10 protein-coding genes are annotated in these 13,459 nt (G+C 45.4%); 5 read left to right on the top strand and 5 right to left on the bottom strand.

Annotated elements, in window-relative coordinates; translation table 11 throughout:
* Positions 1 to 36: 36 nt before the first annotated feature.
* Positions 37 to 1,899, bottom strand: coding sequence for a glycosyltransferase (locus RT717_RS27730; RefSeq protein ID WP_317489557.1), 1,863 nt, complete (start codon positions 1,897 to 1,899; stop codon positions 37 to 39).
* A 705-nt stretch (positions 1,900 to 2,604) separates the two neighbouring features.
* Here RT717_RS27730 and RT717_RS27735 point away from each other — a divergent pair.
* A complete protein-coding gene (locus RT717_RS27735; RefSeq protein WP_151996384.1) occupies positions 2,605 to 3,153 on the top strand; it encodes an NUMOD4 domain-containing protein in 549 nt (182 codons plus the stop codon).
* Positions 3,154 to 3,551: 398 nt separating this feature from the next.
* Here the strand turns inward: RT717_RS27735 and RT717_RS27740 are convergent, their stop codons facing one another.
* Entirely contained in the window at positions 3,552 to 4,499 is a 948-nt protein-coding gene (locus RT717_RS27740; RefSeq protein ID WP_317489558.1) for a 3-oxoacyl-ACP synthase III family protein, read from the bottom strand.
* A gap of 650 nt (positions 4,500 to 5,149) precedes the next feature.
* On the opposite strand from RT717_RS27740, the gene RT717_RS27745 reads away from it, so the two are divergent.
* Positions 5,150 to 6,844, top strand: a complete 1,695-nt coding sequence (locus RT717_RS27745; RefSeq protein ID WP_317489559.1) for an AMP-binding protein — start codon at positions 5,150 to 5,152, stop codon at positions 6,842 to 6,844.
* A gap of 87 nt (positions 6,845 to 6,931) precedes the next feature.
* Here RT717_RS27745 and RT717_RS27750 read toward each other — a convergent pair whose 3' ends face one another.
* Genes RT717_RS27750 through RT717_RS27760 form a run of 3 tightly spaced genes read right to left on the bottom strand, consistent with a single transcriptional unit; the run spans position 6,932 to position 10,722 of the window.
* The gene (locus RT717_RS27750; RefSeq protein WP_317489560.1) at positions 6,932 to 7,450 is read right to left on the bottom strand and encodes a Cif family virulence factor; all 519 of its coding nucleotides are present in this window, start codon (positions 7,448 to 7,450) and stop codon (positions 6,932 to 6,934) included.
* A gap of 12 nt (positions 7,451 to 7,462) precedes the next feature.
* The gene (locus tag RT717_RS27755; protein WP_317489561.1) at positions 7,463 to 10,024 is read right to left on the bottom strand and encodes an ABC transporter permease; all 2,562 of its coding nucleotides are present in this window, start codon (positions 10,022 to 10,024) and stop codon (positions 7,463 to 7,465) included.
* Positions 10,024 to 10,722, bottom strand: a complete 699-nt coding sequence (locus RT717_RS27760) for an ABC transporter ATP-binding protein (protein WP_317489562.1) — start codon at positions 10,720 to 10,722, stop codon at positions 10,024 to 10,026. The genes RT717_RS27755 and RT717_RS27760 overlap by 1 nt, the downstream gene beginning before the upstream one ends.
* A 208-nt stretch (positions 10,723 to 10,930) precedes the next feature.
* Between RT717_RS27760 and RT717_RS27765 the strand changes: the two genes are divergently transcribed.
* The 3 genes from RT717_RS27765 to RT717_RS27775 are packed head-to-tail and all read left to right on the top strand — an operon-like array spanning position 10,931 to position 13,125.
* The gene (locus RT717_RS27765; protein WP_317489563.1) at positions 10,931 to 11,641 is read left to right on the top strand and encodes a hypothetical protein; all 711 of its coding nucleotides are present in this window, start codon (positions 10,931 to 10,933) and stop codon (positions 11,639 to 11,641) included.
* Positions 11,642 to 11,653: 12 nt separating this feature from the next.
* On the top strand, positions 11,654 to 12,346 hold the full coding sequence (locus RT717_RS27770; RefSeq protein ID WP_317489564.1) for an outer membrane protein: 693 nt from the start codon (positions 11,654 to 11,656) through the stop codon (positions 12,344 to 12,346).
* Positions 12,343 to 13,125, top strand: coding sequence for a hypothetical protein (locus tag RT717_RS27775; protein WP_317489565.1), 783 nt, complete (start codon positions 12,343 to 12,345; stop codon positions 13,123 to 13,125). The genes RT717_RS27770 and RT717_RS27775 overlap by 4 nt, the downstream gene beginning before the upstream one ends.
* Positions 13,126 to 13,459: the final 334 nt, after the last annotated feature.

Genomic DNA, 13,459 nt, shown 5'->3' on the forward strand with positions numbered 1-13,459 from the left:
AAGCGCCCTTATTTGAGGACGCTTTTTTTATTTGGACTAAGCCTTCAGCCGATCAAGCGCCAGCTGATAGGCTTGATCATAATACTTCGTTAGGGTAGTCCAGTCGAAATACACCGACGTGCTCTCCACCTTGTTTCGTAAGGTGATTCTTTCCCTTCGGTTCATATTGATGAACTTGTACATTTGGTAAGCAAGCTGGTCGGCCGACTGATTGAAGTTCCTTTTCTGCCGGTTTACCACATAGATTCCATTGCTGGCATGGTCTTTCATATTGTGCAATACATAGTCGCCAAACCCAGCCAGGTCGCTCGTAATGGCCGGCACCCCGCTGGCAATACATTCAAGCGGAGTGTAGCCCCAGGGCTCGTAGTAGCTTGGGAAAACACCCATGTGACAACCTCTTACAAACTGGCCATACTCCATGCCAAACAGCGGGTTGGTCGAGTTTACAAAATCAGGGTGATACACAATTTTCACTCTGTCATCCTCATGATTGAGAAGGCTGGATGTTCTGAGGAAGTTAAGGATGTCGTCGCCACCGTCGTCGACCAAATTGTGAGTGACTACTGGTGGTAGTTGGTCCGTTTTCCAGCTTTGCAGAAGCCTTCTGTAGCGCAGTCTCCAATAGTCGTCAACAAAGTCGTTGAGCATGGGGAGTCGATGGTCGCTGCTGGAGGCCGCTGAGTAGAACAATCTTTCGCCCACCTGTTTTTTGATAGCGTCTGTTGTTTGGCGAAGCTCTTCGAGCACAGCCCGGCTGTGCAGAATGTCGGGGTTGATGCTGTGGAATGGCTGCTTTGTGATGAAAAACATGACGACCGTCATTTCGCTGCCTTCATTTTTCAGCCTCCAGTTGAGGCGAGCCAGCGCCTCAAGGGCCAGGTCAAACCCTTTGTTTTTGTATTCATACCTGCCAGAGGTAAAGAAATACAGCGTATTGTCCAGGTCAAAAGTATAGCTCTTGAAGAAGTGAGCCATAGCAAACTGGTGTATTTTTTCTTTGTACTCCCGGTGAAGGTTCTGGAATTCGTGCAATGCCTCAAACCGCTGGTTGTTGATGCCGTTGGGTAGGATTACGTCGGGCGTTCTGCCAAGCAGGTACTTGCACTCCTGGGCTGTAACGTCAGAAACAGTGGTGAATACCTGAGCTCCGTGAGCCGCTGCTCTCTCTAAGTTGGCGATGGCCTCCACGTTGAAATTGGTTGCCTCCTTCGACCAGTCCATGAAAGGCAGGTGCTGGTAGAAGTCGGAGCTGTTCATGGCGAGGTAGCGCCCCAGCAAGGTGGCATGGGTGGTGAATACCGTGGATATCGGCATTTTTTGCCTTCTGATGTCCGGAATGCATGACGCAGCCATCCATTCGTGGAAGTGCGCTATGATCTTTTTCTTTTTGGCGGTACCCAGCGAGAGCTCATCGAGGAAGATTTTAACGCACTCTCCAAAGGCAACTACCTGGTCAATCAGGTGATCCTCGGCCGGTGTGGTGATGCCGTGGTGTTCCCACAGCAAGTATTTGATTTCACCAAGCTTGCTCCATATACTGCCAAGGTTAAATAGAACAGCTTTGGGACGGCCTGTCACAAGCCAGTGGCCATAATGCACTTCAAATCCCTTTTCCCTCATTTTAACAACTGCCTTGCCAAAAGGATCAGAGAAATCATCAATTGGGTCAAATTCAGCAGATACCTGGTGCTTAAAGTAAGGGCCGAGCAAGCAATAGTTATCCCCCCATTTGGGCATCGTGGCTGGCACCTTGGAACGTATTACTGTATATATTCCACCCACCTGATTAAGGACCTCCCAGGCTATCTCCACAAGAAGGGTGTCTTTCATTTCCTTTTTGCTAATCTTCTTTAGCGCTTTTACAGCTTTTGTTTCCTGGCCTTTGGTCGTGCTCATAGTAAGGTGCTTAGTAGGTATATATGTAGGGTCTCGAATGTGCTAGGTAAATTATAACTATTTTTTTAAGGAAGAAATTACTGGGCCAGTATTGCGTAGTAAAATCAACAATAGGAAAGACTGTCTCCATATTTCATCTGTATAAAATTTACTTTTTAGGGCCAGATGGAATAGCCTGTACCATTACGGAATAGATCTTAGTCTGTTGACAGGTTATTCATTCCGTTGGGTAGGGTATTCCTTATGGCTATTTCATCAGAGAGCACTATTTGAAATAGTACTCAGATGAAGGAGGCTTGTCGTCAGGTTGTGGATTTTGCGTCCGTTACCGACTGGCAGAATGTATTGGCAGGTGTTGCTAATGTGTTGACCCTACAAGTAAATTTTGCAATCGTTTGCGCTGCCAATATTATTTTTTTATATGGCTATTATTCATTCAATATAAAGGATGTTTTTGTGTATAAACATTATGAATGGATATTTTAAGCATTAAATGATGTAACATATAATTTTAAATATAATCAGTGAATAGAGTAATGTGTTTCAACCTCAAAAATATTTTTTTGACCTTTCTCTATTTTGATTTTCTCCTACCAACAAAATGCTATATTTGAAATATTCTCTTCAAACGAGGGTAATTGGCCGTCGTTATTGAAGTATTTATAAAATAGACAACATTAGTTTAAGATTTTACTAACACACGCTATGAGCATTCAAAGAATTGAACGTATAGAAGAGGTGTGGAAGCCCATCGATGAATTTTCGAACTACGAAGTATCCAATCGGGGTCGTATCAGAAGCAAAGACCGTGAGACTTTTCACCGGGGAAGTCAAACGATGATGAAGGTGAAAGGCAAGGTGATGAAGCAACGATGGAACAAGTCGTGTAAGTGTTTTTTCCTGGACCTTCTCAATGATGACGGGAAAAGGAGAACTGTTTATCCGCACAAGGAAGTTGCGAAGGCTTATTGTATCAATGTTCTTCCGGATGAATACAATATGATTATTCATCTTGATAATAATCCCCGCAATAACGACTCGACCAACCTGGAGTGGGTAAGTTCTTCTGAACATATGGCTTTCCAGTTTGAGAACGGAAACAAAGACAACTACAAGGTTTGGAAGATCAGGAAGCGGCGCTACAAGAATGGATTTAAGCCGGACACCACATTTAAAGGACGTCCGAGAAAAGACGAGGTTTATGTTGACAGCGAGGTGGAAGTGGAGGAGGAAATGCTCGAGGCAGTAGAATAAAAAAAAGAAGGGCTTGTGCCCTCCCTTTTCCATCAACCAACCGTAAACTAAAAACTATATCCTTTTGCCAGTATGCGGGTGTTAAGTAACTGCTTAAAACCCCGAGACGCAGGAGTATATTTTAACCTTGAGATTCGTGGCAGAGTAGATTTTTCCGTTGTTGTCGTTCAGCATCCACTTTGCGTATTGTTATTTTCTATTTTGAGTTCTTGACCTTTGTGTCTGCCTGATTACAGACACCTGTTAATAGCCAAACGACGTGCCAACTTTTGTAAGTAGCTGAAAAACAGTTATTTGTGTGATAGGTCAGGTATGTTATCCTGGCGGACTGTCCGAAAATGATACAGGCATAGGCCGGTGATGTACAGTACAACTATTAAAAATGGTTTTACGTACTGCTATTCTTTCACCAGCAGCATGGCACCGTAGCTGTAGCCACCACCAAAAACCGTCACGACTATTTTGTCTTCGTTTTTGAACTCATGCCAGTGCTCGGATATGCCAATAGCAGCACCTGCGCACCCCGTGTTGCCAAGGTACTGTACGTTTGAAATAGCCTTCTCAGGTGATAACTTCAGGTTTTCCGCCACATTCTTTGTTATCCTGTGGTTGGCCTGGTGAGGTACCAGATAAGAAAGATCATCAAGTGTGTAGTTATTTCTCTCAATAATGTCTCTGGTGGCCGATGCCATATAGGAACAGGCGTTTAGAAATACGTCTTTTCCATAGGGCATTTCAATGCCACCGTGGAGAGGCCTCAAAGTAACTCCCTCAAGGCCCCTTCCCACATGGGCGGCACCTCTGGTAAAAATTTCTTTCACTGTCAAGCTTGGCGTAGTTGGTTTGTCTTTGGTCACCAGCAACGCACTGGCACCGTCTCCCCAAAGATGCCCTGCCTTGTGGTCGTGCTCGTTGTGGTAGGCCGTGTTATGCTCGGAAAGGACAACCAGCGCATTTTTTGATTTTCCCATCGCCATATAACCCTCCACAATCTCCATAGCATTGAGGAATGAAGAGCAGGCCGATGAAATGTATACCACCGCTGCATTCGTTGCGTTGAGGTAATGCTGTGTTTTGTGGGCAAGTGTAACGATGGTGTCGTACGGAGTGTAGGAAGCGCCCACAATCAGATCAACTTGCTGAAGGGGAAAGTCTACTTGTTTTTCGAGTGCTTTTACGGCCTCAAGAGCCATCGTCGCTGTGTTTTCTTCCGCCCCGGCCTTTCGCCTTTCAGAAATGCCAGTCCTTTCTACGATCCACTCGTTTGTAAGGCCGTTTAGATCGGCGAAGTATTGATTCGTAACTCGCTGGCTGGGAATATAATGTGAGATATCTCTAATGTACATGTATCCTGTGTGCTAGGATTTTGCCTCAAAATAAACACTTTCGGGGTTATTAACCTTGTTATTTTTTGTGTTTGGCTACAAAAAAACAAACCGGACAGTAGTCTGCCCGGTTGTTTAGAGATTGATTAGTCCTTAGTCAGAATTTATTTTTGAGTTTTTCTTTTTTTGATCGCTTTCACGACCGCTATTTCGTTATCATCTTTTTGCAACTTGATGGGTTGAGTTGTGCTCAGCATCAGCTGATGGTTGATTCTGGTTAGCCTCCCACAGTATTGTCAGGCCCAGTATGATTGCCAGACTGGCCCACACGTTCTTACTGAGTAAAATTTGCCGTAACATGTCACTTAAAATTTGATGTCCTGATTATTTTGAGTTGTTGACCTGCCATATCTTAGCCAATTGCTATGCCAAAAAGTTTAAATATTTGATAATCAATAAGTTGCAATTTTAAGAAAGGCTTGTTGTGTCCGGTTTTGCAACACTTTTCTTTCAGGAGTGTACAGCTTTGTTGTTAAACACGTACTTTTTGCTGACGGGCAAGCCAGTCGAAGCCAGTGGATCTGCCGCCGTGAAGTTACTGCGGGCTTACTTTCATGGAAAATTCTCCAAGTTTTAGATCAATTTTCATAAATTCAGGAAACAGCATCCGTATGACCTCGACTGAAGTAATTGAAATTCCTGAAAACATCAGGTCTAAGTATGATCCAAGATCACTCGTGGAATGGTTTTTTCATTGGGAAAAAGAGACACCCGATCGTGTTTTTTTACGGCAACCCAATGGGGATCAATGGATCGAATACACCTGGAAGCAAGTGGGGGATGAAGCCCGCAGGATGACTTCTTATTTAAAGGGTCAGGGTCTTGTCAAAGGAGACCATGTCGGGTTGATTTCCAAAAACTGCTCCCACTGGATTATTGCCGATCTGGCGATAATGATGGGAGGTTATATTTCAGTTCCTCTGTATCCCAATCTGGTAGGGGAGCAGCTGAACCAGGTGCTGGAGCACAGCGAAGTGAAGCTGCTTTTTGTTGGAAAAGTAGATGAGTGGGACAGTATGAAGAAGGGCATCCCTGAAACACTCACTTGCTTGACTTTGCCTGAAAGCCATGTGGAGGACTACGACAAGTGGCAGGACATTATCGCAAAGAATGATCCTCTGAAAGAAAGCGATATTCCGGATGAGATGGATTTGTGCACCATTATTTATACTTCAGGAACGACCGGCTCGCCGAAAGGTGTGATGTACAATCACAAACAACTGAAGTTCACTGCCGCTGCTGCCAAGTATGTGATAAATTTTGGAGACAAGCGTCATCGATACTTCTCTTACCTTCCGCTGTGCCACGTAGCCGAAAGAATGATTATTGAGTTGGGTGCGCTTCATTGTGGCGGGGTTATTTCGTTTGCTGAGTCGCTGGATACGTTCATGAAGAACCTTTCAAATGCCCAGCCGACCATGTTTTTTGCTGTGCCACGCATTTGGACCAAGTTTCAAATGGGCGTTTGGGAAAAAATGCCGCAGTCGAGGCTGGATTTTCTATTGAAGCTGCCAATTATTTCAGGAATTGTAAAAAAGAAAATTCGGATTGGCCTTGGTCTCAACGAGGCAGAGTATTGCCTTACTGCTGCCGCTCCTTGTCCGCCCTCGCTCCATAAGTGGTACAACGCTCTCGGCATTCAACTGCTTGAGCTGTACGGCATGACGGAGAATGTTGGCGCCTGTACGCTGATGCATCCTGACAATGTAAAAATGGGGACCGTAGGGCAGCCTTACCGTGGCTCCGTTCTCAAGATTGAGGAAGAAACCGGGGAGATACTTATGCAGGCGCCGTGGCTGATGCAGGGGTACTATAAGGAACCAGCGATGACGGCTTCGGTACTTAAAAATGGCTTCCTGCATACAGGCGATATGGGAGAGATTGATGATGAGGGCTTTCTGAAAATAACAGGGCGGGTAAAAGACACTTTTAAAACCGCCAAGGGCGAATATATAGTGCCGGGGCCTATCGAATGGGGCTACTCTCTCAATGGTTACATCGAACAAATATGTGTTTTGGGCAGGGGACTCCCGCAGCCAGTGGCATTGGTGGTTATTTCAGACAAGGCGCTGAAAAAGAGTCGGGTTGAGGTAGAAAAATCGCTTGTGGATACCATGAACATGGTGAACAAGGATTTGGTGGATTACGAAAGGGTGCGGAAAGTGGTTGTGATGAAAGAGCCATGGACGATGGAAAATGGCATACTGACGCCCAAAATGAGTATAAAAAGAAATGTTTTAGAAGGGAAATACGAAGAAAATTTGCAAACTTGGTACGCAACAGAGAATACTGTCATCTGGACATAACTTTTCTGTTTTGTGCTTATCAATTTCAGGGACCCTGTTGAATCTTTCAACAGGGTTCTTTTTTGCCAAAAAACGTTTTGATAAATGCTACAGGTCTGAAAGTGCCCTCAAAAACTTCTTCGGAAGGTTGCAATTCTCCTCGCCAAAGTGCCTTGTGTCCACTAGCTCGAAAATCTTCCAGTAGCCATCTTTGTCTTTGAATAGAAGAAAAGCGTCGACACCACAATGGGAAAATTTGTCGCCAGCGAAGAAGGCATATTTAGTCCACACCTGGGCCAGTCTGCCATCTATTTCTACCTTCATGTCCCAAAGCGGCTCGTCGTAGATGATTTCCCTGGGTTTAGCCATGGCCTCAAAAAATTTGGTCATATCATCTGACCTGAGGCTTTCTTTTCCCGCTTCTCTGTCCATTACGGTATGGAGCTGTGCATTGGGGGTAAACATTTTGTGGTAGCCAGTGGTGTCTGCTTTCCTCATGCCCTCAAACATGTCGAAAACTACTGACAGAACCTCTTTCTGATCGGCTGACCATTTGGTTTTCTTTTGGGCTGTTGCCGAGCTGGCTGCACACAATATCAGTGCTGCGATGGCCAAAAAACGATTCATAGTTGGGTCAAATTAGATTTCACGTCTTAAAACTTCCAATGGAGGATTATTCACCACTTCCCTGCTGTTAGTTACCCCTATGGCTACAGTCAGTGCAGTAATGCCTCCTATAATTGCGAGGAGGGGCATCCACGCTGGGCTGAAAGTGGATTCGAACAGGAAGTAGGACAAGGCCCAGGATCCGGCAAGTGACAGCAATATGCCGGAACAGGAGGCAAAAACCCCCAGAAACAAGTATTCAAGGCCTGCTATTGTCAGCACCTGTCTTCGGCTCGCACCCAGCGTTCGGAGAAGGACACCTTCCTGTATTCGCTGGAACTTGCTAATGACAACTGAGGCAATGAGGACCAAAATGCCGGTTGAAATGCTCAGAAGTGCCATGAACTGAATAACGAAGGACACCTTTCCCAAAATATCGTCAAGCGTTGACAGGATCAGCTGAAGATCGATGATGGAAACGTTGGGGTAATTCCTTACCACAGCTTGCTGGAACCTGGCTGAAAGCTCGTTGTTTTCAACTCTTGTGATCAATACATGAAACTGAGGTGCTTTTTCCAGCACTCCCTCAGGGAAAATGACCAGGAAATTGGTTTGCACCCTGTTCCAGTCGATGCGCCGCAGGCTGCCCACGTAGGTTTTGATGAGGGCACCCTGCACGTTGAACAACATTTCATCACCCACTTTCACTCCCAGATTTTCGGCATAGCCGTCGCTCATGGAAATAAAGATGGTGTCGTTAGGGTTCTCAATTTTGCCAAGCCATTTGCCTGCAATGATCTCTTCTGAGTCGATGAGTGAATCTCGATAAGTGATCCTATACTCCCGGTTATATGCCCAGTCGGGCAGGCCCAACGTGGTGTCAGCTTCTGCTTCTTTTTTGCTATAGCCTTTTAGTTCCTCCAGCCGCATGGTCACCACGGGTACGTCTTGTATTACCGGGAGTTCGTAGTCAAGGGTCATCGTTTTGATGGCCTCTTTCTGATCGGACTGTATATCGAAAAGCACCATGTTGGGCCGGTCGCCCGCACCGGTGATGCTTACCTGACTGATGAGAGACTGCTGAACAAGGTAAAGCGTAGAGATGAGGGCTGTGCCAAGACCAACTGTAATAATCAATATCATAGTTTGGTTCTGAGGCCGGAACAGGTTGGCCAGGCCCTGTCGCCACACATAGCTCCATGTGATAGGGAAAAACTTTTTCACTGACCAGGTGATCAGCTTGGCAACTCCGGCAAGCAAAAGGAAAGCTGCAATCAGACCTCCTGTAAACGACAAGGCATCGAGAATAGAGCCAATTTGCCACCAGGCAAAGCCAAGAATGAAAGCCAGGATTGCGGCATAAACGGGGTAGATGCCACGAGTAGAATCAGGAACAGCCCCATCAATTCCCGCCCTTATTGCCTGCAAAGGAGCTACCTTCCGGATACGAAGAAGCGGCGGAAGCGCAAAGAGCACAGAGATAGACAAACCCAGTGCAATGCCTTGCAGAATGGCTGACCACGAAAGGGCAAAATCGACAGTGACTGGAAGGAAGTCTTTGAGCACACCCGGCAGATACATTTGCAGGACTGACCCCAGCACACTTCCAATGATGCCACCCAGCAAACCGATTGACGCAATTTGGATAAGGAAAATAAAGAAGGCCTGGATAGAAGTGCCGCCGAGGCAGCGAATAACCGCCACAGACGTAATTTTTTCTTTGATATAAATATGGACGGCGCTGGCAACGCCAATGCAGCCCAGCAGAAGTGCAACAAAGGCTACCAGGTTCAGAAAGCCCGTCAGGTCTTTGAATGCCCGGCCTGTGTCCTCTTTCTGTTCTTCAACAGTATCGTATCTCCAACCTAGTTCGTCAAACCTTTTTTCATACGCCTCCTCAACGGTTTTTACATAGGCCTCGTCGTCGAACCTGAAGTACTCCATGTAGTTGATGCGGCTGCCCTTTTGCAGGAGGCCAGTTTGCTCCACATATTCGTAAGGGATATACACTACCGGAGCGACGCTGGTTGTAATTCCCGTTTGCCCGGGAATTTTTTGTAGCCGACCGACGATCTCAAACGACTCCGTGCCCACTTTTACTTCGTCTCCCACCTCTACGCCGAATTGTAGCATGAGTGTTTGGTCTACCAAGGCCTGCTTCTTTCCCCGGAAAGACCTGGCAGCCTCTACTGGGTCGGTTTCGATGGCTCCATAATAGGGGAAGTCGCCTTCAAGTGCTCGCACCTGCACCAGCCTTGTGCCCTGGCTTCTGGGGAAGTAGATCATGGAAGCAAAGTAGCATTCGCTGGAGCGTTCGGTACCGATAGAGTCCAGCAGCGGCTGGTAGTCTTCGGTAAATGGCTGGCTCGACCTCACGACCAAATCAGCTCCTAGTAGCCCCTTCGCCTGGTCATTGATGGCGGAAAAAAGCGAGGCTTTGAAGGAGTTGATGGCCACCAGAGCAGTGATGCCGAGGATAATAGAGGAGGTGAACAGAAAAAGTCTGGAGCGGCTTCTGCGGCTGTCTCTCCACGCCATTTTCCACAGCCAGCTTTTGCTATATTCCGGTCGGTTGATGCTGATTTTGCTATCCATTATGCTTGCGCTGCCAGTGCCGATTCGGTGAGTTCAATTACTTTTCCGCCTTTCAGCCGGAGGATGCGGCCGGTCTTTCGTGCCAGCTCCATGTTGTGGGTAACCAGCACCAGGGTAGTGCCCTGCTCCTTATTGATCTGGAAAAGCAACTCTTCTACTTTGATGCCTGTTTCTTCATCGAGGTTGCCGGTGGGTTCATCGGCAAACAGGATTTCAGGGTCGTTGGAAAAAGCCCTGGCCAAGGCCACCCGCTGCTGCTCACCACCGGAAAGTTGAGTAGGATAATGATGCAATCGGCTGCCAAGGCCCACTCTTTCAAGCAGCTCAATGCTTTTGGCTGCTATGCCTTTTTCACCTCTCAACTCAAGCGGTACCATCACATTTTCCAATGCAGTGAGTGTAGGCAGTAGTTGAAAGTTTTGGAAGATGAAACCTATGTGCTGGTTTCTGACCCTGGCTCGGTCGTCTTCATCCAGCGCATCGAGCTTAATGCCACACACTTCTACACTGCCCGACGACGCTCGGTCGAGGCCAGCACAGAGGCCGAGCAGGGTTGTTTTGCCACTACCTGAAGGGCCGACGATGGAGAATGTTTCGCCTTTTGCCAAATCGAAGGAAACATCATCGAGAACGGTGAGTGAACCTGTAGCGCTTGAATAAGACTTGGAGAGGTTGGTTACTTTTAGAATAGATGACATAGTAGTCAAAGCTATAAAGATTAAACAAATACACTTTAACTACGGAGGTGTTTTGTTATTGTTTACATATTTGTTTAGCCGAGAAAATGAATGTCCAAACGGTGACTTGGTTCAGAGGTGAAAATTTTGAATATATTGTCTCCATTGTATTATTCTCAAATTATTTCCCCATTTTCGGTGCCCATCAGGATTTCGGGGTAGTGCTGATATGAAAGAGAGAGTTATTTATATTGTTTTTTCATTGCTTTGTTCTGGTGCTTCTGCTCAGTACTCAGCATATGAATGGGTGGTTGGAGCAGGGGTTTCGCATCATCTGATTTCTGGGGATGATAAATATGACACAGGTAGTGGTTTCCGAGTTGATAATTCTGAGAAGCAAACCAGGGCGGGGCTGTCCGGTGGGAAGATGGTTTCACGCAACTGGCTACTTTATGGTTTTTTAAATCAAGACTGGGCAGGTAGTGAATTTGTTCAGCGACAGTACAACGGCGGAGCGGTAAGGTACTCGTCAAAGTCCCATGAAAATCAAACTGTTTTTGGGCTTGGGGTGGCCCGGTACTTTTACCTGAAGGACTCCTTGTTTTTTTTAAAGCTGAACGGCGGTTTGAACTTTGGGGCAGGAAGAGGAAGCCAGGAAATTCGTGGTTCCACTTTTTATGACGGAAATTGGGATTTTCGATCACATAGTTATTATGCTGAAGCAAACCCGTCTGTAGGCTTTTTTATAAGAAAAAGGTTTGTTTTTGAGGTTTACTTCCTATCAGCGACGTTCGGATACTTCGATGTGAAAGCTGTGAGTGGTTTGGGGGGAGGTTTCGTCCCTTTGGACACACCTACCAACAGGTATTACCGTACAGACGTCAAATTCGATGGGAGTTCGCTGGCTTTTGCTATTTCTTATCTGTTTCATCCGAGATAAATTTATAAAGAGATGCGTAATGTTTGGAAAATTCTTGGAGTTCTGGCTTTGGCAAGTCTTTTCGCTGTCGATGCCGTTGGCCAGTTTGGTAGGGGGAATTTGGTACTTGGGACAGGCATAACTGTTTCGAGTGAAATTGGCGACAAGGATATAAGTGGCGAAAATTTTTACGTACCCATTAAATCAAAGTCACTTTATTTTGAAGTGGATCCATCACTAAAGATTTTTCTTAACCAGAAGTGGAGTTTGGATATAATGTTAGGAGTAGGGCATACATCTATTAAGAATACGAGCGAGGATCTTGATGGGAATAAAAGTGAAGGCACAGCAAAACTCATTGCTTTTCAAGGAGGTGCGGGAGCTTCCAGATATCTGGAAGTTAAAGAGTCACTACTCTATTTTGGAGTTTCGGCCATGCTTGGATTGTCGACCGGAAAGTTTGAAACCAGTAATTCTGACCAAAAGCAGATGAGCGACGAGTATTTCATTAATGCGAGTCCGTCACTAATAGTATTTTTGTCTCCGAAGCTAGTTCTACAGGCATCTGTGGGAGATTTGGATTTACATGTGATAAAGAACACTTTAGAGAGGAATAATCCGCCCGGGTACCTGCCTGCAAAAGAAACTGATAAGAGTGTGGGCTTTGATTTGGATTTGATTCCAGCTTCAATTTCACTAAATCTGCAATACATGATACGACAATGAAAAAAGGCCTATCAGCTGGGGTAGTAATCGGACTGTTTGTTCTTGCAGGCTGCTTCAAGGAAGATTCAGAGGTGATATATAGGTACGAGGTGTCACCATATGCTGAGCTTAAGGATATTTGGTTTATAGAAGGGGGGGATAATCAGCCAGATTCACTTTTTGTTTCGATATTTTTGGCTGACGAAGAAATGGATATTGGTTTACTCCCCAGCGAGACATACCACCCCTATGAATGGAATAACAAAGTGGTGGATTCAAAGAGCCAGATTTTGAAGTGGGATGAAAGTAATTACTATCCTCCTTTTTTTCTTTTGATTCCATATAGGGATCGCATAGATACAGTTCTTTATTCTCAAAGTGATCCAAGAGAAGATGACATTGAGTCGTGCCATAATTCAAATCTTACGGAAGACGGCAACCTATTTATAGTAGAAAACACTTTCAGGCACAACATCTTTGTTGACTTGATGGTAGAATTTGATGGTGAATTTATTCCTTTTGGCAAGTTGTTCACAACTAGTGATTGTTACCTCGGGTATGATGCAAGATTGCCCCCGCCACCCAGCCAAATTGGTACACAGACATATATTGGAAGCCCTTTTAAAATCTCCAGATTTAACAAATTTGAAATCGAGATTCAATATTCTCTTATTTCTCAAGCCTTTTCTATTTTCAAGGATCGGCGGTATAGGCTGAGCATCTCTATGGCTGATCGTGCGTTGAATCGTACTGATCTGATGGAATCGGAGGAGTTTAGACTCCCGGATATAAAAAAATAAAGCCGACATACATTGCCGACTCTATCTAATCCCGTGTTAGCCAACTACACCGAAGTGTAATCTTATTTACTTGAAGTAATTCTCAGAAGATTTTCCTCTCGATGTTAAAGCTCGTTTGGTAAAGAGACTTTCGTCACAATCCATGTGCTGAGATGATTCTGGTCAAAGCTTGTCCGCTAATATTTACTTTCCCGTGCCACTGGGTTATCTGTAAGGATTTCTCATAAATACTTGCTATGTTAAAGCTTCATCATCAGCTGTCTAATAGTGATTAATTTATCGATAATGGGCTTCCAATGCCTCTTTCTTTTGCGAATGGACAGTATTTCTTTTT

The sequence above is a fragment of the Imperialibacter roseus genome, assembly GCF_032999765.1.
Lineage (GTDB): Bacteria > Bacteroidota > Bacteroidia > Cytophagales > Cyclobacteriaceae > Imperialibacter > Imperialibacter roseus.

Excerpts from the sequence above, each read along its gene's own strand:
- RT717_RS27730 (WP_317489557.1), bottom strand. The coding sequence starts at position 1,899 with ATGAGCACGACCAAAGGCCAGGAAACAAAAGCTGTAAAAGCGCTAAAG.
- RT717_RS27735 (WP_151996384.1), top strand. The coding sequence starts at position 2,605 with ATGAGCATTCAAAGAATTGAACGTATAGAAGAGGTGTGGAAGCCCATC.
- RT717_RS27740 (WP_317489558.1), bottom strand. The coding sequence starts at position 4,499 with ATGTACATTAGAGATATCTCACATTATATTCCCAGCCAGCGAGTTACG.
- RT717_RS27745 (WP_317489559.1), top strand. The coding sequence starts at position 5,150 with ATGACCTCGACTGAAGTAATTGAAATTCCTGAAAACATCAGGTCTAAG.
- RT717_RS27750 (WP_317489560.1), bottom strand. The coding sequence starts at position 7,450 with ATGAATCGTTTTTTGGCCATCGCAGCACTGATATTGTGTGCAGCCAGC.
- RT717_RS27755 (WP_317489561.1), bottom strand. The coding sequence starts at position 10,024 with ATGGATAGCAAAATCAGCATCAACCGACCGGAATATAGCAAAAGCTGG.
- RT717_RS27760 (WP_317489562.1), bottom strand. The coding sequence starts at position 10,722 with ATGTCATCTATTCTAAAAGTAACCAACCTCTCCAAGTCTTATTCAAGC.
- RT717_RS27765 (WP_317489563.1), top strand. The coding sequence starts at position 10,931 with ATGAAAGAGAGAGTTATTTATATTGTTTTTTCATTGCTTTGTTCTGGT.
- RT717_RS27770 (WP_317489564.1), top strand. The coding sequence starts at position 11,654 with ATGCGTAATGTTTGGAAAATTCTTGGAGTTCTGGCTTTGGCAAGTCTT.
- RT717_RS27775 (WP_317489565.1), top strand. The coding sequence starts at position 12,343 with ATGAAAAAAGGCCTATCAGCTGGGGTAGTAATCGGACTGTTTGTTCTT.